Here is a 17,664-nt window from a genome sequence, read left to right as displayed (position 1 = left end):
GTCACGTGGACGGTCAAACGCCCGGTGACCGCGGCTTCACCCTACCCGCGTGCGGTAGCGGGTGTCCGCACCCGAGCCGGGGACACCGCACTCCGGACCGGTCACCCAGGCCCAGCGAGCGCCCGTGCTGTCGGCGAACCGCACCACCAACGCCTGCTCACCCTGGAAGGCGGCGTAGTCGACCAACTCGACCACGAGCGCACCGGCGCCGTGTTCCACCGAGATCTCGTTGAGGCAGGTGCTCAGCGCGCTCTGGTCGGTCAGCCGGGCGAGCCGGTCCAGCCCGTCAGGCGCGGGCAGCCGCCCGCCGTCCCCGTCGACCCGGGGCTGCTCGCCCGGAGCCGCGCTCCCGAGCGGCCGTACCTCGGTCGACGCCCCGGGGACGCCCAGGGTCTGTGGGGTGTAGTTGGTGCCGCTGCGCAGCGGCGGGGCGATGGTCCGGGTAACCCCGCCGGCCTCGTCCGGGGCGCTCGCCGGCTGGTTCAACGCCGTGTCGGCCCCGCCGTCCTGCCGCCCGGGAGCCAGCTGGTTCACGCCGAGCCCGACGGCCGCCAGGGAGACCGCGGCAACCGCCACCGGCCCGGCGATCCGGCCCCACCGCCGCTGTCGCCGGCCCGGCCCGTTGCGCGCACCCCGGCCCGGCTCCGACGGCGGGGTGCCGTTGTTGGGTCGGCGCCGCCCGGGACCACCCTGCGTGGGCACCAGCCGCGGCCCGGCGCCGGCCGGCACGGCATCGCGGCCATCCTGGTCGGCCTCTTCGGTGGCGGGTGTCCGGTCCGGGATGGCGGCCGGCGTCGGCTCGACGGCTGCCGGGGCGGGTGCCTCCGGAACCGTCCCGTCGGCCTCGACGTGTTCGTCGCCGGCGAGTCGCGCGGTCGGGTCGGGGGGTGGCAGCGCGGCGAGCGCCGCGGTGATCTGGTCGGCGAGCGCCGACGGCAGCTCGACCGCGGGCTCCCCCCAGCCGGCCAGGTCGGCCCGGACGCCCGCCACCGCCGGTGCGAGCAGCGTGTACGCCTCGGCCCAGGCGGCGTCCTCGGCGACCAGCCGGGCGACGGCCGCCTCCTGCGGGGTGCCGTCCAACGCGCCGCCGAGGTAGTCGGCGAGCAGGTCGTGGTCGACCCCCCTGAACCCCCCGACCGTCACGTGTCCTCCTGGTTGGCGTCGCGCCGGGATCGCCCCGGCCCCGATCCGACGCCCTCCGGCGGGCGTGGGTTCCCGGAGGTGACGGGCGGCACGTCGGCGACCGGGCCGACGGGCGCGTCGCCCGCCACCCGCGTGGGCACGGCCGGGTCGCCGATCGCCGGTCGCAGGTGACCCAGCAGCACCGCCAGCCGGGCCCGCCCTCGGGCACACCGGCTCTTCACCGTCCCCTCGGCGACGCCGAGGATCCGGGCGACCTCGGCCACCGGGTAGCCCTGGACGTCGACCAGGACGAGCGCGGCGCGCTGCTCGACCGGCAGCGCGGCGAGAGCCTCCCGGACCACCAGCGCGGTGTCGTGGTCGTGCATCGGGGCGGCCGGCTCGACACCGCCGGTGGTCGACCCGTTGTCGGTGCGTGCCCCGTCCGGCAGCGGCACGGTGGGGTGCGCCTGCCGCCGGCGGATCCGGTCCAGGCAGGCGTTCACCACGATCCGGTGCAGCCAGGTGGTGACCGCCGAGTCGCCGCGGAACCGGGCGGCGGCACGGTGCGCCGAGAGCATCGCGTCCTGGAGGGCGTCGGCCGCCTCCTCGCGGTCACCCATCGTCCGCAGCGCCACCGCCCATAGGCGGTCACGGTGCCGGCGGAAGAGCTCGGCGAAGGCGTCCCGGTCGCCGGCGACGTGGGCACGCAGCAGCGCGAGGTCGCCGAGCGGATCGGCGGGCCCGTGCGGGGCCGGTGACCTGTCCGTCGTCCGGCCCTCGTGTTCATCCATCACCACGTCCGGCGGAGGCGGTGCCCGGATCGTGGTGAACGGCTCACGAGCCCTGGACCGTGATTTCCTGAACGTCGACCTGGTAGCCCCGATCGTTCGAGGGCAGCACCGTGATCCAGAGCAGCAGGTAGCGGTACTTCTTGTCGGCGTCGAACCCGTCGAAGGTCATCCGGGTGCCGTCGTGCTCCTCGAACGGCTGCCCGATCGGCGTCTTCTTGTAGCTCGCGACCAGGTCCTTGTCGCCGGACGAGCTGGACGGCGGGTTGGTCGTGCCGGCGAGGAGCTGAGCGGAGGCGCCGGTGGCCGAGAGCTCGACCTGCACCGACTTCACGGTGTGCAGCGCGCCGAGGTCGAGCCACACACCCATGCCCGACTTCCGGTTGCCGAAGTTGGCCGCGGTGTAGGTGTCGGTGCCCCAGCCCTCGTTGCGGTCGCCGTCGATGACCTTGTTCGCGCCCCCGAGCTCGTCGCGCACCCTGCTGTCGGGGTCGATGATCCGGACGTCCTTGACGCGTAGCGGGCCCACGGCGGCAGGCGGCGTGGCCTCGCCGGCCGGCGCGCTCGAGGTGGGCGCGGCGACGGGGTTGGTCTGCGGGTCGTCGTCGCCGTCACCTCCCAGCGCGCTGATGCCGATCAGGAGCCCGACCAGGGCGACGGCCAGCAGGCCGGCGATGCCGATGGCGACCTTGCGGCCGCCGGCGGCGGCCAGTGGGGACGGCTCCTCGTCGCTGTCCGCGGCGAAGCGCAGCGGCCCGCCGGTCTCCTCCAGGAAGTGCTCCTCGGAGGGCACGTCGAGGCGGTCCAGCTCGGCGGCGAGCACGTCCGACGAGGGCGGGGCGATCTCGGTGTCGAGCAGATCCATGGTCAGGTCGTCGAGGTACGCGGGCACGCCGGCGCGGACCTGGCGGGGTGCGGCGATGGCGCCGCTGGCGTCGCGGACCGCGTCGGGAATGGCGGCGCGCCCGTGGCCGGCGGTGGCGCCACGCAGCGGGGCCTCGGCGTGCGGCCAGTGCCCGGTCAGGGCGAAGTAGAGGATGCCGCCGACCGCCCGGATGTCGCTCTCCTGGCTGTCGGCGCCGTCGGTGCGGGCGTCGGCCAGCACCACCCGGCCGTCGTCGGAGATCATGACGGTGCCGGGGTGCACGTTGCCGTGCACCATGTCGGTGGCGTGCACCGCGGCGAGTGCGCTGGCGACGGAACTGCCGATCGCGGTCGCCCGGGCGGGATCGAGCTGGTCCTCGGCCACCATCTCGCGCAGGGAGCGCCCGTCGACCCACTCGCGCACCACGTAGGCCCGCTCGTCCTCGTCGATCGCGTCGTAGACGCCGACCAGGTTGGGGTGGATGACCCGGCTGGCCGCGACGGCGGCCTGGAGCATCTCGGTGGCGGAGTCGCCACCCGGGTAGCGCAGCACGACCGCCACGGGGCGGCGCAGCACCACGTCGACACCGCGCCACACCAGCCGGCCGGCGCTGTCGTTGTTGATGTGCTCGACCAGCTCGTAGCGATCGGCGAGGACTTCACCGGCCGTGGGAGCACCGAAGGTCATGACCGGCGGAGCGCTCTCGTCCGCGTCCTGACCCTCGCCGACCTGGGTCACCCGTCCTCCCTCGGTGATCGTGTCGATCGATGGACCCGCGCTGCTGGGCATGTGGCTTCCCGCTCTGCCTTCGAAGGAACGGCCGACCGGTGTCGACGCTGAGCGTCGGCGCCTGCCGTACCCGTCGAGAGCGACCTTACCCGGGTTGCCCGTCTTCCCGACATGTCATCTTCCCGCCGTACCCGGCGGGGAGCCGGGTAGTGGGGAAGTCGTCCGGTTGCGACCGTTGTCAGCCACGTTGCTGGCACATGTACTAGCCAATCTACGGGTTCACCGCAAGAGGCCGCCGGAGGGGCCCGGGCTGGTGTGGCGGTTCGCGCCAACACCGGCCTAGTTCCCCCCGACGGGCCGGTCACGCTCAGCCGTACGGCTGGTTATCCACAGGCCGATCCGGTAGCTGACCGGTGAATCGCGGAGTTATCCACAGCCACATCCCCAACCCTGGTGATCCACGGTCACGGTGCGTGCGGGCGAGCGGTCGAGCCGCCGGGTCAGCGTCCGAGCCGGCGGCGGACCATGCCGACCACCTCGGTGATCTCGCCGATCCGCAGCACCATGGCGAGGCCGAGGTAGGTCCCGCCGATCGCCGCGCCGCCGACGATGAGCTGGATGAGCGCCTGCGCCCAGCTCGGCGTGTCGCCGCCGGGCAGCAGGGCGACCACCAGCAGACCGACCAGCGCGGCGCCGAGCGCGGCGACCAGAACCCGGCCCAGGGTGCGCATGATGTGAGCCAGCCCGATCCGGCCGACCCGCGGGCGGAGCAACCAGGCGGAGCCGATCGCCGCGGCCAGGTACGAGACCGCGTTGCCGATCATCATTCCGGCCGCCGCGAAGTGGGCGGCGAACGCGGCGAAGAGCACGATCTGCACGCCGATCCGCAGCGCCACCACCGGGATGTTGATCAGCGCCGGAGTGCGGGTGTCCGGCAGGGCGTAGAAGGCGAAGGTGAAGAGCTGGCTGATCGCGAACGGCACCAGGGCGAGCGCGGCGAGCAGCAGCACGAGCGAGGTGTCGGAGGCGTTCTCCTCGGTGAACGCGCCGTAGCGGAACAGCACCACCGCCAGTGGAGTGGCCAGCACCGCGTAGCAGACGGCGATCGGAGCGAGTACCGCGGAGACCGTGCGGGTCCCCCGGGACAGGTCGGCGGCGACGTCGGCGTAACGGCCATCGGCGGCGGCAGCGCTCATCCGGGGCATCAGCGCGGTGATGATCGAGACGGCGATGATGCCGTGCGCCATCATCAGCAGCAGGAAGACGTTGTTGTAGATCAGGGCGCCTGCGTCCCCGTCGCCCGCCCGGTTGAGCAGGTTGAAGAGCACGATCAGGCCGACCTGGCTGACCGCCACGTAGCAGAACATCCAGCCGCCGAGCCGGCCCAGCTCACGCAGGCCGAGCGCGCGGAAGTCGAACCGGAGCTTCCACTGGAAGCCGACCTTGCGCAGCGCCGGCAGCAGGCCGGCGGCCTGGATCGCGACACCGAGCAGGGTGCCACCGCTGATCAGCAGGATCCGCCCGGCAGTCATCTGCTCCGGCCGGACGATCTCGGCGCCGAAGATCGCGATGTAGAGGCCGGCGGTGGCGATCACCACGATGTTGTTCAGGATCGGCGCCCACATCGGGGCGGCGAAGTGCCCCCGGGTGTTGAGCACCGCGCTGATCAGCGCGCTGAGGCCGGCGAAGAAGATCATCGGCAGCATCAAATACGACAGGCTGGTGACCAGGTCCTGGTAGGCCGTTCCGCGGTCGTCGCTGGTGTAAAGCCTGGTCAGCAGCGACGCGGCGGCCACCGCGACCAGCGCGGCCGCGGCGAGGGTGACCACCGCCAGGGTGAGCAGCCGTTGGGCGTACGCCTGGCCACCGTCGGCGTCCGCCTTGCGCCGGCGCACCAGCACCGGGATGAGCACGCTGGTGAGGATGCCGCCGAGCAGGAACTCGTAGACCATCCCGGGCAGGATCTGCGCGGTGGTGTACGCGTCGCCGACGAGCGCGCCGCCGAGAGCGGCGGTCAGCGCCAGCGTGCGCAGGAAGCCGGTACCCCGGCTGACCAGGCTGCCGATCGCCATCACCGCGCTGTTGGTGGCGGCGCTGGCCTCGGCGACCTGTTCCTGCGGCGGGGCCGTCGACTCCATGGCCGGCTGGTTCAGCGGCTCGGCCGAGATGAAGGTGGCGCCGTCCGGCGTCGGCCGGCCGTGGCCGTACCCGCCGGGGTCGCCGCCCTGTGCGGCGTTCGCGCTGCGGTAGAGCCCGCCGCTCATCTCCAGCCTCCCCCCGGTACCTTGCCGGGCGCCCGCCCGCACGTCACAGACCTTAGTCAACCCCAGCCCGTTACCCGCGCCCGGCGGATGGGATCCCGACCGGGCCCGATAGGCTGGCGATCCCATGTCCGAAGTCTCCGCATCGCACGCCGCCGACCGCCGCGAACTCACCGCCGCGCAGCGCAACGCCGTCGCCGAACTGCTCCGGGTCTCCCCGGTCGCCGACGAGCTGGGCCGCCGGTTCGCCCGGGCCGGTCACGAGCTGCACCTGGTGGGCGGTTCGGTACGGGACGCCCTGCTCGGCCGCCTCGGCGAGGACCTCGACTTCTGCACCGACGCACACCCCGACGAGACCCTGCGGATCGTCAAGGGCTGGGCCGAGTCGATCTGGGAGACCGGCCGGGAGTTCGGCACCATCGGCCTTCAGCGCGACGGGCTGCGGCTGGAGATCACCACCTTCCGGGCCGAGTCGTACGACCAGGTCAGCCGCAACCCGGTGGTGGAGTACGGCACCAGCCTGAGCGAGGACCTGAAGCGCCGGGACTTCACCATCAACGCGATGGCGGTGAGCCTGCCCGATCACCGGTTCACCGATCCGCACGGCGGGCTGGACGATCTCGCCGCCAAGGTGATCCGTACTCCCGCGGCGCCCCACGAGTCGTTCCGGGACGACCCGCTGCGGATGCTCCGCGCCGCCCGGTTCGCCGCGCAGCTGCGCTTCACCGTGCACCCGGACGTGCACGCGGCGATGACCCGCATGGCGACCGACCTGGACCGGATCACCGCGGAGCGGATCCGGGACGAGTTCACCAAGCTGCTCTGCGGCGCCGACCCGATCACCGGGCTCCGGCTGCTGGTGGAGACCGGGCTCGCCGAGCGCTTCCTGCCCGAGCTGACCGGCCTCAAGCTGGAGATCGACGAGCACGCCCAGCACAAGGACGTCTACGAGCACACCCTGACCGTGGTCGGCAACGCGATCCGCTACGAGGAGGACGGCTGCGACTTCATCCTCCGGATGGCCGCGTTGATGCACGACGTCGGCAAGCCGGGAACCAAGTCGGTCGGGTCGGACGGGCGGGTCAGCTTCCACCACCACGAGGTGGTCGGCGCCCGGCTGACCAAGGCGCGGATGAAGGCGATGCGCTACCCCAAGGACGTCACCGCCAAGGTCACCGCGCTGGTCGCGCTGCACCTGCGTTTCTACGGGTACGGCCGCGGCGAGTGGACCGACTCGGCGGTGCGCCGGTACGTCGCCGACGCCGGTGACCTGCTGACCCGGCTGCACAAGCTCACCCGCTCGGACTGCACCACCCGCAACCGCCGCAAGGCCGCCCAGCTCGCCGCGGACTACGACGCGTTGGAGGAGCGGATCGCCCGGATCGCCGCCGAGGAGGACCTGGCCCGGGTCCGGCCCGACCTGGACGGCAACGCGATCATGGAGCTGCTCGGCGTACCGCCGGGCCCGGTGGTCGGGCGGGCCTGGAAGCACCTCAAGGAACAGCGGCTGGAGCACGGCCCGCTGGACCGGGACGCCGCCGAGGCGGAACTGCTCCGCTGGGCCCGCGACGAGGGCATCCTCGACTGATCCGACGCTCTACCGAGACAGCGCGAAGGGCGCCCCTCCCACACCGGGAGCGGCGCCCTTCGCCGTACGGTCAGCGGGTCTCGACGGCCGCGCCCTCGACGGACGGCTTGCCGTTGCCGGCGGCCGAGCCGAGCCGGGAGAGCAGCCCGGCCAGGTCGATCCCGGTCAGGTCACTGCCGAGCTGGAGCCCCTGCGCCACGTTGCCGGCTACCGACTTGGTCAGCGACGAAGCGCCGTCGGTGGAGATGACGGTCATCTTGTCGATCGCGCCGATCGGGGCGCTCGCCGCCTGCACCACCTGCGGCAGCACGGTGACCAGCAGGTCGAGCACGGCCGCCTCGCCGTACGCGGCGAACGCCTCGGCCTTGCGGGCCATCGCGTCCGCCTCGGCCTGCCCCTTCGCCAGGATCGCCGCGGCCTCGGCCTGGCCCTCCCGCTCGACCGCCTCGGCGATGGCCGACCGGCGGCGCTGCTCCGCCTCGCCCTCCTTGGCGCCCTCGATCGCGTTCGCCTCGGCCAGCGCGGCCCGGCGGGCCCGCTCGCCCTCACCGGTCAGCCGGGACTGCTCGGCGGCGGCCTGGGCGGCGGCGATGACCGCCTGTCGCTGCGCGTCGGCGTTCAGCACCGCCGCGTTGCGGGCCGCCTCCGCCTCCTGCTCCACCTTGTACCGGGCCGCGTCCGCCGGCTTGCGCACCTCGGTGTCCAGCTGGCGCTGCTTCAGTTCGGCATTGCGCTCGGCCACCTTCTGCTGCTCGGAGAGGATCGCCTGGTCGCGCTCCGCCTGGGCGAGCGGCCCGGCGGCGGCCGACTTCGCCTTCGCCGCGTCGATCTCGGCCTGGATGGCGGCCTGCTTCAGGGAGAGGTTCCGGTTCGCCTCGGCGATCGCCTCCTCGGCGAGCAGCCGCTCCTGCTCGGCCTGCTGCCGGGCCCGGGCCTCGGCGATCGCGGCGTCCTTGAGCACCCGGGCCGCCTCCGGCCGGCCCAGGTCCTGCAGGTAGGAGCCCTCCGCCAGGATGTCCTGGAGCTGGAAGGTGTCCAGCACCAGGCCCTGGTTGGTCATCGAGTGCTCGGCCTCCTCGGCCACCGCGCTGGCGAACGCGGCCCGGTCCCGGATCACCTCCTCGACGGTGAGCCGCCCGACGATCGAGCGCAGCGCGCCGGCGAGCACCTCCCGGGTGAAGTTGTCGATCTCGTCCTGCTGGTGCAGGAAGCGCTGGGCGGCGGCCCGGATCGCGTCCTCGGTGCCGCCGACCTTGACGATCGCCACGCCGTGCAGGTCGGCCCGGATGCCCTGCTTGCTGACCGCACCCCGGATGCCGACGTCGATCCGGCGGCTGGACAGGTCGAGCGACTGGAGCTTCTGCACCACCGGCAGGACGAACACCGAGGCGCCCAGCACGACCTTCTGCCCGGACATGTCGGTCGACCGGCCGCCGTCCGCGGTCTGCGTGGTACGGCCCTTGCGGCCGGTGACGATGAACGCCTCGTTCGGCCCGGCCACCTTGATCCGGGAGAGCACGAAGAGGATGAGGATGAGGACGAGGAGGACCGCGCCTCCGATGGCGATGAAGAGCGGCATGCAGGTTTCCTGTCTGCGAAGGGGTTTTTCAGTAGGTCTCGACGTGCACGCTGGTCTCGCTCAGCGCCTGGACGACGAAGACCTGGGCGCCGAGCGGGACGGGACGGTCGGCGCGGGCGTTGAGCTTGAGCGGCTGGCCGGCCACCCGTAGCCGGACCTCGCCGTAGCCGTCCGCCGGCACCGGGGTGACCACCAGGCCCAGCGCGCCGACCAGGTGGTCGCGGGTGGGGGTGGGATCGGTGGGCATGTTGCGGGCCGCCCGGCTGATCCGGGACGCGATCCAGGCGGCGGGCACCGCGGCGAGCGCGCCGCCGCCGGCCGCCACCGCGACCGCGCCGGTGGTACGCCCGCCGAGCAGCTCGTTGACGATCGCCGCGCCGAAGCCGAACGCGCCGGCGAAGCCGGCGACCGTCTCGATCGAGATCGGCCCGTCGGCGCCGCCGAAATGGAGCAGTTCCGTGCCGAGCAGGGCGAGGGCGAGCAGCGCGATGCCCGCACCGCCGATGATCAGAAAGATGAGGGTCCCCGTGGCCACGACCTGGACGGTATCGACGGACCGCAAGGTGTCAGCCGGGCGGCGAACGTCGACCTGGGCCCATCGGGATACGTGTCGTACGAGGGGACGACAATGGGTGGATGCGCTGGACCGTGCTCGACTCGCCGATCGGGGAGTTCTCCGTCGCCACCGACGGCGACAGCGTCTGCGGCACCCACTTCGGTCGGGTCGAGTCGGGGCTCGACGAGCCGGACCACGAGCTGTCCCGGCAGGCGGTGGACGAGCTGCGGGCCTACTTCGCCGGCGAGCTGACCGGGTTCACCGTGCCGCTGTCGATCCCGCGGGGCTCCGACTTCGAGCGGGCGGTGTGGCGCGAGATGACCCGCATTCCCTACGGGCAGACGTTGACCTACGGCGAGGTCGCGCGCCGGGTGGGTGACCCAGGTGCGGCCCGGGCCGTCGGGGTGGCCTGCAACCGCAACCCGGTCCCGGTCATCGTGCCGTGCCACCGGATCGTCGGCGCCGGGGCGAAGCTGGTGGGTTTCGGCGGCGGCCTGGACCGCAAGCGCTACCTGCTCGAACTGGAGGCCCGGGTCGACTTCGAGCGTGCCCTGCTCGGCTGACCGACGGCCCGGGGGCCGCCGATCGGTCGATGCACCGGCTGGGCGACTACGTCTTCTTCGGTGAGGGGGTGTTCGGCAACGTGACCGTCACCGGCCCGCTCGCTGCCGGCTTCCTCCAGGTCTTCCCGGAGGGGACGCCGCGCCCGCCGGAGTTCTCGACGATCAACTACCAGCCGAACCAGACCCTGTCGAACGCGTTCGTGTCGGGGGTCAGCAACGACCTCGACCTGATCTCGGTCTACACGCTGAGGACGACGCACGTGATCATCGACGTGGTGGCGTTCGTGATCAGCTACGGCGAGGTGAACCCGACGATCCTGCCGCTCTCCGGCGGGGCCGCGTTGAGCGCCGAGGCGCTGGCGGGCCGTCGGGCGGAGTGCGCGGCCGCGGCCCGGCGGAGCCGGCCCCGATGGCGGTGACCGGGCTGTCCGCGTACCCGTGGGTCGGCTGCTGACGACGCGAGGGCCGGGTCCGTACGGACCCGGCCCTCGACGGTGCTGCTGGTCAGCGCGTCAGCGCTCGACCTCGCCGGCGATGAACGCCTCGACGGCGGCGTGCGCGTCGTGGTCGGCGTACTGCACCGGCGGGGACTTCATGAAGTACGACGAGGCCGACAGGATCGGGCCGCCGATCTTCCGGTCCAGCGCGATCTTCGCGGCGCGCACGGCGTCGATGATGACGCCGGCCGAGTTGGGGGAGTCCCAGACCTCGAGCTTGAGCTCGGCGTTCAGCGGGGTGTCGCCGAACGAGCGACCCTCCAGCCGGATGTAGGCCCACTTGCGGTCGTCGAGCCACGGCACGTGGTCCGACGGGCCGATGTGCACGTCGCTCTTGCTCATCTCGTGCGGGATCTGGGAGGTCACCGACTGGGTCTTGGAGATCTTCTTGGAGACCAGCCGGTTGCGCTCCAACATGTTCATGAAGTCCATGTTGCCGCCGAAGTTGAGCTGGTAGGTGCGCAGCAGCTCGACGCCGCGGTCCTCGAAGAGCTTCGCCAGGGCGCGGTGCACGATGGTGGCACCGACCTGGCTCTTGATGTCGTCGCCGACGATCGGCAGGCCGGCGTCGACGAACTTCTGCGCCCACTCCGGGTCGGAGGCGATGAAGACCGGCAGGGCGTTCACGAACGCGCAGCCGGCGTCGATCGCGGCCTGGGCGTAGAACTTGTCGGCCTGCTCGGAGCCGACCGGCAGGTAGGAGACGACCACGTCGACCTGCGCGTCGCGCAGCGCCTGCGCCACGTCGACCGGGGTGGCGTCGGACTCCTCGACGATCTCGCGGTAGTACTGGCCCAGACCGTCGAAGGTCGGACCGCGCTGCACGCTGACGCCGGTCGGCGGCACGTCGCAGAGCTTGATGGTGTTGTTCTCGCTGGCGACGATCGCCTCCGCGAGGTCCATGCCCACCTTCTTGGCGTCAACGTCGAACGCCGCGACGAACTCCACGTCGGAGACGTGGTAGTCGCCGAAGGTGACGTGCATGAGACCCGGGACGCGGTCGTTGGGGTCGGCGTTCCGGTAGTACTCGACGCCCTGGATCAGGGACGAGGCGCAGTTACCCACACCGACGATGGCGACGCGGACGGAGCCCATAGCGTCTGCCTCCTTCTTCTCTGTCACGGCCGCTCTGTCCTGGTCTCTCCAGGCGGGGGCGGGCTGTTGTCTTCTCGTCGACCGCCGGCCGTCCCGGGTTGCGGGACCGTCGGGGCTCGGCCGGAGCGCTCGTTGGCGATGAGCTCCTCCAGCCAGCGGACCTCGCGCTCACAGGCGTCGAGGCCGTGGCGCTGCAGTTCCAGGGTGTATGCGTCGAGGCGCTCGGCCGCCCGGCCAAGCACGTCACGAAGTCCTTCGCGACGCTCCTCGATCTTGCGGCGGCGACCCTCCAGGATGCGCAGTCGGGTCGCCTGGTCGGTCCGGGCGAAGAACGCGAAGTGCACGCCGAAGCCCGTGTCGTCGTACGTCTCGGGCCCCGCCTGTGCAATCAGCTGAGCGAAGCGTTCCTTGCCTTCCGCGGTGATTTTGTAGACCACCCGACCACGTCGGGTGGTCAGCGCGGGAACCTCCTCGGCGGTGGCGGGTGTCTCGGCAGCTTCGGTGATCCAGCCCGCCGCCTGCAGCCGTCGCAGGGTCGGGTAGAGCGAGCCGTAGCTGATCGCCGCCCGGAACGCGCCGAGTTTGGCGGCCAGCTCCTTGCGCAGCTCGTAGCCATGCATCGGAGACTCCTGCAGGAGGCCGAGGATGGCGAACTCGAGCACGGGGCCGCCCTCTCTTACCCTCTGCGCGGAGCGGGTAACCGCCGCGATGTATCGGACCGATACATCGCACGTTAGCGGCTCGCTCCGATCAGGGCAAACCCCGAATTCGGGTTCCTGCGGTCACGGATCGTCACCGTGGTCGCCTGGTCCGGCCGGACCGCGTACCCTCTTCCGCATGCGTACGCAGCGCCAGGTCGTCGACTACTCGCTTCAGAAGCGAGCGGTGCTGCGTGACCTCCTGGCCAGTCGGGTCGGCACGTACGACGTGTGTGACGCCTCTCCGTACCTGAAGAACGCGGCTCGGTTCCACGGAGAGCCGACCGACGAGCGCTGCCCGATCTGCCGGAGCGAGAATCTGATCCACGTCCACTACATTTACGGAGACGAACTCAAGCAGTCCGCCGGCCAGGCCCGGACGCTGGCGGAGTTGGCTCCGCTGGCGATGACGCTACGTGAGTTCCAGGTCTTCGTTGTGGAGGTGTGCCTCGGTTGTGACTGGAACCATCTCGTCGAGCAGTACCTGCTCGGCCGGGACGGGCTTGCCGGAGGCAGCGAGGCGGGTCCGGAGCGCGACGCGGTGGGTGGCGAACCCACCGGCGGCACCGGTCCGGTACGGCGAAGGCGAGAGGCTCAACGGTGACCCCAGCCCGATCGACCGGCCCCGGTGCCGTGCGGAACCGCCGGGACAGGCGACGGTTGATTGGTCTGATAAGCCCGATTGATTCGGAAACGACGCCACGCGTCCGGCACCCCCGTGCCGCGACGACGCGTGAAGCAGCTCACGGCAACCCGGTGGCGGCGCAGCGGCGCCCCACCGCGACCGGCAGGGTGTGAGGAATGAACTCGTACGGCGATCCCAGTTCGCGTGGGCGGGCCCAGATCCCCAATCCGAGCGGCGACCCCGGGCGGGGGGCGGACGATCCCTACCGCCGCTCCGGCGGTGACGCACGGGCGGGCAGTTGGTCGGCTCAGGACGGCTCGGCCTCCGCCGGACGCGCCTCGGTGGCGCCGACCGGCGGCAGCCCGGGTGGACGGGCCACGGTGACCCCGCGCGCCGCCGGCGCCGCCGGCTCAGCATCGGTCGGCGCGGCGTCGGTCGGCCGCGCCGGCGGTGGCCGGGCCTCGGTGCCGGTCTCCCCGGCACCCGGGCGGGCGGGCCGCGCGTCGGTGCCGGTCTCCCCGGCCGGACCGGCCGGTCGCGCCTCCGTCGGCGCGGCGTCAGTCGGCGCGGCGTCGGCCGGACGGGCGAGCGTCGGCTCGGCGTCGGTCGGTGGCTCCGCCGGCCGCGCCGCGGTGGCCCGGGCGAGTGTCTCCCCGGTCTCCGGTGGACCGGGTGGTCCGGGTGGGCCGGGCGGCCCCGGCGGCCCCGGGCGCGGCCGTCGTGGTGCCGGCGACCCGGCTGGGGCCGCGCGGGCGAAGAAGCGCAAGCGGATCAACATGCTGATCGCCGGCTTCGCGGTCTTCATCATGCTCGCCGGACTCGGCGTGGTCGGCTTCACCTACTACTCGACCAACGTGGTGCTGCCCGACGAGATCACGCCGCCGCAGGCGACGACGCTCTACGCCTTCGACAACAAGAACATCATCGCGAAGGTGGGCGAAGAGAACCGCACGCTGGTCACCATCGAGCAGATCCCGCAATACGTGCAGGACGCGGTGGCGGCGGCCGAGGACCGGAACTTCTACCGGCACTCCGGTGTGGACTACAAGGGCATCGCGCGAGCCGCCTGGAACAACGTCAGCGGCGGTGACAAGCAGGGTGCCTCGACCATCACCCAGCAGTACGCCCGCAACGCCTACGACAACCTGAAGGACGACACCTACGCCCGGAAGGTCAAGGAGGCGATCCTCGCCTCCAAGCTCAACGACGAGTACACCAAGCCGCAGATCATGCAGCACTACCTCAACGTGATCTACTTCGGCCGGGGCGCGTACGGCATCGAGGCGGCGGCGCAGAAGTACTTCGGCAAGCCCGTGAGCAAGGTGACCCCGGCGGAGGGTGCGGTGCTCGCCGCGCTCATCAAGCAACCGGAGCCGAGCGCCAGCCACAAGGGGTACGACCCGGCGATCAACCCGACCGACGCCAAGGGTCGGTGGGACTACGTCATCAGCGGCATGGTCCAGGAGGGGTGGCTGAACGCCCCCGGCAAGCCGCAGGCGCCCACCGAGTATCCGACGAAGACCCTCCAGAGCCCCAAGAGCGGCGGCGTCGGCGTCGACTACGGGGTGAACACGCCCTACGGCAACGTGATCAACTACGTCAAGACCGAGATGCGGGACCAGGGCATCTGCGTCGACAAGGAAACCGACGTCACCGACACCAAGATGCTCTGCTCGCAGGCGCTGATGTCCGGCGGCTACCGGATCCGCACCACGATCGACGTGAATACGCAGAAGGCCGCTCTTGCGGCCGCGCAGCGCAAGATGAAGGATTCGGAGCTGGCCGGTCAGCCCAAGAACCTGATGGCCGCGGTGGTGGCGATCGACCCGGCCAACGGTCGGGTGCGCGCCTACTACGGCGGCGACAACGGCACCGGCACCGACTACGCCGGCAAGAACACCGACTCCAACGGCAACCTGACCGGCGGGCACTCGCCCGGCTCCAGTTTCAAGATCTACACCCTCGCCGCGGCCCTCAAGGCCGGCAAGGCGCTCGAGTCGCGCTGGAAGGGGCGGGCCTTCACGCCACCGGGCACCAAGTTCAAGGTGAGCAACGCAGGCACCGACAACCCGTCCTGCGGTAACTCCTGCACCCTGAAGGTCTCCACACTGAAGTCGCTGAACGTGCCGTTCTACCACGTCACCGAGGAGATCGGCCCGGACAAGGTCATCGACATGGCCAAGAGGGCCGGCGTCACCACCATGTGGCGTACTGACACCAACCCGGCCAAGTCCTACGACCTGACCAAGACCGACCCGAAGGACATCGCCCCGTCACCCTTCTTCCACGTGGTCGGCTACGGGCAGTACCCGATCACCGTGCTGGACCACGCCAACGGCGTCGCCACCTTCGCCAACCAGGGCGTCTACCACAAGGCGCACTTCCTGTACTCGGTGGAGCAGCAGGACGAGGTGACCGGCAAGTGGAAGAAGGTGGGCGGCGAGAAGCTCAAGGGGGAACAGCGGATCGAGAAGGACGTCGTCGCCGACGTGACCTCGGTGCTGGAGCAGTACCCGGCGCAGGTCAACCACCGGCTGGACGACGGCCGGAAGGCCGCCTCCAAGACCGGCACCTGGGAGCAGAAGGCGGGCAGCGCGGAGAACGGCGACGCCTGGATGATCGGCTACACGCCGCAGTTGGCCACGGCGGTCTGGGTGGGCAACGTGAACAAACGCGATCCGCTCAAGACGAAGGACGGCACCCGGATCAGTGGCTCCGGCATGCCGGGTGCGATCTGGGAGCGGTTCATGGACGACGCGCTCAAGGGCGAGAAGGAAGTGGACTTCCCGCCCGCGGCGAACATCGGTGACCCGAACTCGGGCAACGGCGAGGCGCCGCCGCCCCCGCCGGTCCAGCCGCCGGCGGGCTGCCCCGACCCGCTGTCGATCTTCTGCCAGAACAACGGCGGCAACAACGGTGGCAACAACGGTGGCAACAACGGCGGGAACAACGGTGGCGGGAACCCTACCGACCCGTTCGGTCCGCGGCCGGGCGGTAATGGTGGTGGGCTGTTGCCGAGCACCCCACCGACAAACCGGGACTGATCCCAGCTCAACCGCCGCCGGCGGCCGGACGAACTGTCCGGCCGCCGGTGCCGTTCCGGGCGCCGACATGTCGCCGCCACGACGGGACGCCGAGCCGGACGTACGGCAGGATGCCTCTTCATGAGCACCCAGTCGACGCCCGGCCTCGACGACGCCGGTACCAGTGACCACCCGTCCCGGTCCGACGCCTTCGTCCGGGGTATCTCCGGCCTGATCGGCGGCCCGCTCGGCGATCACGCCGTGGCGATCGACCGGCCGGCGGGACGGGAGCGCCGCTTCTGGACCGCGGCCCGGATCGTGCTGGCGCTCACCTGCCTCGCCCTGGCCCTGCACTGGGTGCAGAAGTCGCCCTGCCAGGACGGTGCCTGGCAGAACAACGTCCAGTACACCCGGTTCTGCTACACCGACGTGCTCGCCCTCTACTACGCCGAGGGGCTCAACGAGGGCAAGGTGCCCTACCGCGACCACCCGGTCGAGTACCCGGTGCTGACCGGCTACTTCATGGGCGCGCTCGGGCTGCCCGTGCACGCCCTCGGCGTCGACGACCCGGGCATCAACCAGGGCATGTGGTTCTACAACCTGAACGCGCTGGTGCTCGGCGCGCTCGCCGTGGCCACGGTGGCGGTGATCCTGACGCTGCGCAAGCGACGACCCTGGGACGCCGCGCTCTTCGCCCTCGCGCCGGCCCTGCTGCTCACCGCCACCGTGAACTGGGACCTGCTCGCCATCGGGTTGGCCGCCTTCGGTCTGCTCGCCTGGGCGAGACGTCGGCCCCTGCTGGCCGGCGCGCTGCTCGGGCTCGCCGGCGCGGCGAAGCTCTGGCCGCTCTTCGTGCTCGGCCCCATCCTGGTGCTCGCGGTCCGGGCGAACCGGCTCCGCGCCGCCCTCACCGCGGTGGTCGCGGCCGTCGTGGCGGTGGTCGCGGTGAACCTGCCGGTGGCGTTGCCGTACCGGGAGAACTGGGACCGGTTCTTCGAGCTGAACAGCACCCGCCCCATCGACTGGGGCACGCTCTGGTACATCGGCCGCTACCTGGACGGGAAGATGGGCAACGCGGACCCGGCCGACCTGGGGCCGTTCGAGTGGCTCAACGCCAACATCCCCACCCTCAACCTGCTGTCGTACGCCCTCTTCGGGCTGGCGTGCCTCGGCGTGGCCGCGCTGGCGCTGCTGGCTCCGCGCCGCCCCCGCCTGGCCCAGGTGGCGTTCCTGGTGGTCGCCGCCTTCCTGATCTTCAGCAAGGTGTGGTCCCAGCAGTTCGTGCTCTGGTTGCTGCCACTGGCGGTGCTCGCCCGGCCCAAGTGGGGCGCCTTCCTCGCCTGGCAGCTCGCCGAGGTCTGCTACTTCGCGGCGTTCTACGGGGAACTGCTCGGGGCGGCCACCTCCCGGCCGGTCTTTCCGGAGGGCGTCTTCGTGCTCGCCGCCACCCTGCGGTTGACCACCGTGGTGGTGCTCTGCGTGTTGATCGTGCGCGAGATCCTGCAGCCGGAGCAGGACGCCGTCCGGGCCACCTACGCCGACGACCCGGATGGCGGCGTGCTCGACGGAGCGCCGGACGCACCGTGGTGGAACCGGTGGCGGCGCAGCCCCGTGCTACCCGCCGAGCCGGTGCCGGCCGCCCACTGATCCCGGAACGCCGGCGCACCCGCGGGTG

At 71.7% G+C, this 17,664-nt stretch carries 14 protein-coding genes; 6 read left to right on the top strand and 8 right to left on the bottom strand.

The window, feature by feature from the left end:
• Positions 1-36: 36 nt before the first annotated feature.
• The 4 genes from AB0C04_RS00850 to murJ all read right to left on the bottom strand — a co-directional run bounded on the left by AB0C04_RS00850 (position 37) and on the right by murJ (position 5,768).
• The gene (locus AB0C04_RS00850) at positions 37-1,143 is read right to left on the bottom strand and encodes a hypothetical protein (protein WP_357046591.1); all 1,107 of its coding nucleotides are present in this window, start codon (positions 1,141-1,143) and stop codon (positions 37-39) included.
• Positions 1,140-1,913, bottom strand: a complete 774-nt coding sequence (gene sigM, locus AB0C04_RS00845) for an RNA polymerase sigma factor SigM (protein WP_357046589.1) — start codon at positions 1,911-1,913, stop codon at positions 1,140-1,142. Before sigM ends, AB0C04_RS00850 begins: the two co-directional genes overlap by 4 nt.
• 43 nt (positions 1,914-1,956) lie before the next feature.
• Positions 1,957-3,564: a protein kinase family protein gene (locus tag AB0C04_RS00840; RefSeq protein ID WP_357046587.1), complete on the bottom strand. Its 1,608-nt coding sequence runs from the start codon at positions 3,562-3,564 to the stop codon at positions 1,957-1,959.
• Positions 3,565-4,004: 440 nt separating this feature from the next.
• Positions 4,005-5,768, bottom strand: coding sequence for a murein biosynthesis integral membrane protein MurJ (murJ, locus tag AB0C04_RS00835; protein ID WP_357046585.1), 1,764 nt, complete (start codon positions 5,766-5,768; stop codon positions 4,005-4,007).
• A gap of 124 nt (positions 5,769-5,892) precedes the next feature.
• Here murJ and AB0C04_RS00830 point away from each other — a divergent pair, with 124 nt between their 5' ends.
• A complete protein-coding gene (locus tag AB0C04_RS00830; protein WP_357046583.1) occupies positions 5,893-7,353 on the top strand; it encodes a CCA tRNA nucleotidyltransferase in 1,461 nt (486 codons plus the stop codon).
• Positions 7,354-7,423: 70 nt separating this feature from the next.
• On the opposite strand, the gene AB0C04_RS00825 is transcribed toward AB0C04_RS00830, so the two are convergent.
• Together AB0C04_RS00825 and AB0C04_RS00820 are read right to left on the bottom strand one after the other, a co-directional pair.
• The gene (locus AB0C04_RS00825; RefSeq protein WP_350868713.1) at positions 7,424-8,932 is read right to left on the bottom strand and encodes an SPFH domain-containing protein; all 1,509 of its coding nucleotides are present in this window, start codon (positions 8,930-8,932) and stop codon (positions 7,424-7,426) included.
• A 28-nt stretch (positions 8,933-8,960) separates the two neighbouring features.
• Positions 8,961-9,467, bottom strand: coding sequence for a hypothetical protein (locus AB0C04_RS00820; protein WP_357046581.1), 507 nt, complete (start codon positions 9,465-9,467; stop codon positions 8,961-8,963).
• Positions 9,468-9,568: 101 nt separating this feature from the next.
• Here AB0C04_RS00820 and AB0C04_RS00815 point away from each other — a divergent pair, with 101 nt between their 5' ends.
• Both AB0C04_RS00815 and AB0C04_RS00810 read left to right on the top strand, forming a co-directional pair.
• Positions 9,569-10,051 carry a methylated-DNA--[protein]-cysteine S-methyltransferase gene (locus AB0C04_RS00815; protein WP_357046579.1) on the top strand — a complete coding sequence of 161 codons (483 nt, stop codon included), beginning with the start codon at positions 9,569-9,571 and terminating at the stop codon, positions 10,049-10,051.
• Between the two features lie 29 nt (positions 10,052-10,080).
• Positions 10,081-10,470, top strand: coding sequence for a hypothetical protein (locus tag AB0C04_RS00810; protein ID WP_357046577.1), 390 nt, complete (start codon positions 10,081-10,083; stop codon positions 10,468-10,470).
• A gap of 93 nt (positions 10,471-10,563) precedes the next feature.
• Here AB0C04_RS00810 and AB0C04_RS00805 read toward each other — a convergent pair whose 3' ends face one another.
• Both AB0C04_RS00805 and AB0C04_RS00800 read right to left on the bottom strand, forming a co-directional pair.
• Complete coding sequence (locus tag AB0C04_RS00805; protein ID WP_350868718.1) at positions 10,564-11,643, bottom strand: inositol-3-phosphate synthase; 1,080 nt, start codon at positions 11,641-11,643, stop codon at positions 10,564-10,566.
• 23 nt (positions 11,644-11,666) lie between these two features.
• Positions 11,667-12,305 carry a PadR family transcriptional regulator gene (locus AB0C04_RS00800; RefSeq protein WP_350868720.1) on the bottom strand — a complete coding sequence of 213 codons (639 nt, stop codon included), beginning with the start codon at positions 12,303-12,305 and terminating at the stop codon, positions 11,667-11,669.
• 175 nt (positions 12,306-12,480) lie between these two features.
• Here AB0C04_RS00800 and AB0C04_RS00795 point away from each other — a divergent pair, with 175 nt between their 5' ends.
• The 3 genes from AB0C04_RS00795 to AB0C04_RS00785 all read left to right on the top strand — a co-directional run bounded on the left by AB0C04_RS00795 (position 12,481) and on the right by AB0C04_RS00785 (position 17,636).
• Complete coding sequence (locus AB0C04_RS00795; RefSeq protein ID WP_357046574.1) at positions 12,481-12,945, top strand: DUF5318 domain-containing protein; 465 nt, start codon at positions 12,481-12,483, stop codon at positions 12,943-12,945.
• A gap of 197 nt (positions 12,946-13,142) precedes the next feature.
• The gene (locus AB0C04_RS00790; protein WP_357046572.1) at positions 13,143-16,010 is read left to right on the top strand and encodes a transglycosylase domain-containing protein; all 2,868 of its coding nucleotides are present in this window, start codon (positions 13,143-13,145) and stop codon (positions 16,008-16,010) included.
• 120 nt (positions 16,011-16,130) lie between these two features.
• Positions 16,131-17,636, top strand: coding sequence for a glycosyltransferase 87 family protein (locus AB0C04_RS00785; protein WP_357046570.1), 1,506 nt, complete (start codon positions 16,131-16,133; stop codon positions 17,634-17,636).
• The last annotated feature ends 28 nt before the right edge of the window (positions 17,637-17,664 follow it).

Source organism: Micromonospora sp. NPDC048909 (assembly GCF_040649635.1).
GTDB lineage: Bacteria > Actinomycetota > Actinomycetes > Mycobacteriales > Micromonosporaceae > Micromonospora.
Note: the sequence above shows the minus strand (reverse complement) of the source record. Positions and strands in the feature narration are given on the sequence as shown.

Bases quoted from the DNA above. Each gene is read 5' to 3' on its own strand.
- AB0C04_RS00790 (WP_357046572.1), top strand. From the start codon at position 13,143: ATGAACTCGTACGGCGATCCCAGTTCGCGTGGGCGGGCCCAGATCCCC.
- AB0C04_RS00785 (WP_357046570.1), top strand. From the start codon at position 16,131: ATGAGCACCCAGTCGACGCCCGGCCTCGACGACGCCGGTACCAGTGAC.
- AB0C04_RS00810 (WP_357046577.1), top strand. From the start codon at position 10,081: ATGCACCGGCTGGGCGACTACGTCTTCTTCGGTGAGGGGGTGTTCGGC.
- AB0C04_RS00805 (WP_350868718.1), bottom strand. From the start codon at position 11,643: ATGGGCTCCGTCCGCGTCGCCATCGTCGGTGTGGGTAACTGCGCCTCG.
- AB0C04_RS00795 (WP_357046574.1), top strand. From the start codon at position 12,481: ATGCGTACGCAGCGCCAGGTCGTCGACTACTCGCTTCAGAAGCGAGCG.
- AB0C04_RS00815 (WP_357046579.1), top strand. From the start codon at position 9,569: ATGCGCTGGACCGTGCTCGACTCGCCGATCGGGGAGTTCTCCGTCGCC.
- AB0C04_RS00840 (WP_357046587.1), bottom strand. From the start codon at position 3,564: ATGCCCAGCAGCGCGGGTCCATCGATCGACACGATCACCGAGGGAGGA.
- murJ (WP_357046585.1), bottom strand. From the start codon at position 5,768: ATGAGCGGCGGGCTCTACCGCAGCGCGAACGCCGCACAGGGCGGCGAC.
- sigM (WP_357046589.1), bottom strand. From the start codon at position 1,913: ATGGATGAACACGAGGGCCGGACGACGGACAGGTCACCGGCCCCGCAC.
- AB0C04_RS00830 (WP_357046583.1), top strand. From the start codon at position 5,893: ATGTCCGAAGTCTCCGCATCGCACGCCGCCGACCGCCGCGAACTCACC.
- AB0C04_RS00825 (WP_350868713.1), bottom strand. From the start codon at position 8,932: ATGCCGCTCTTCATCGCCATCGGAGGCGCGGTCCTCCTCGTCCTCATC.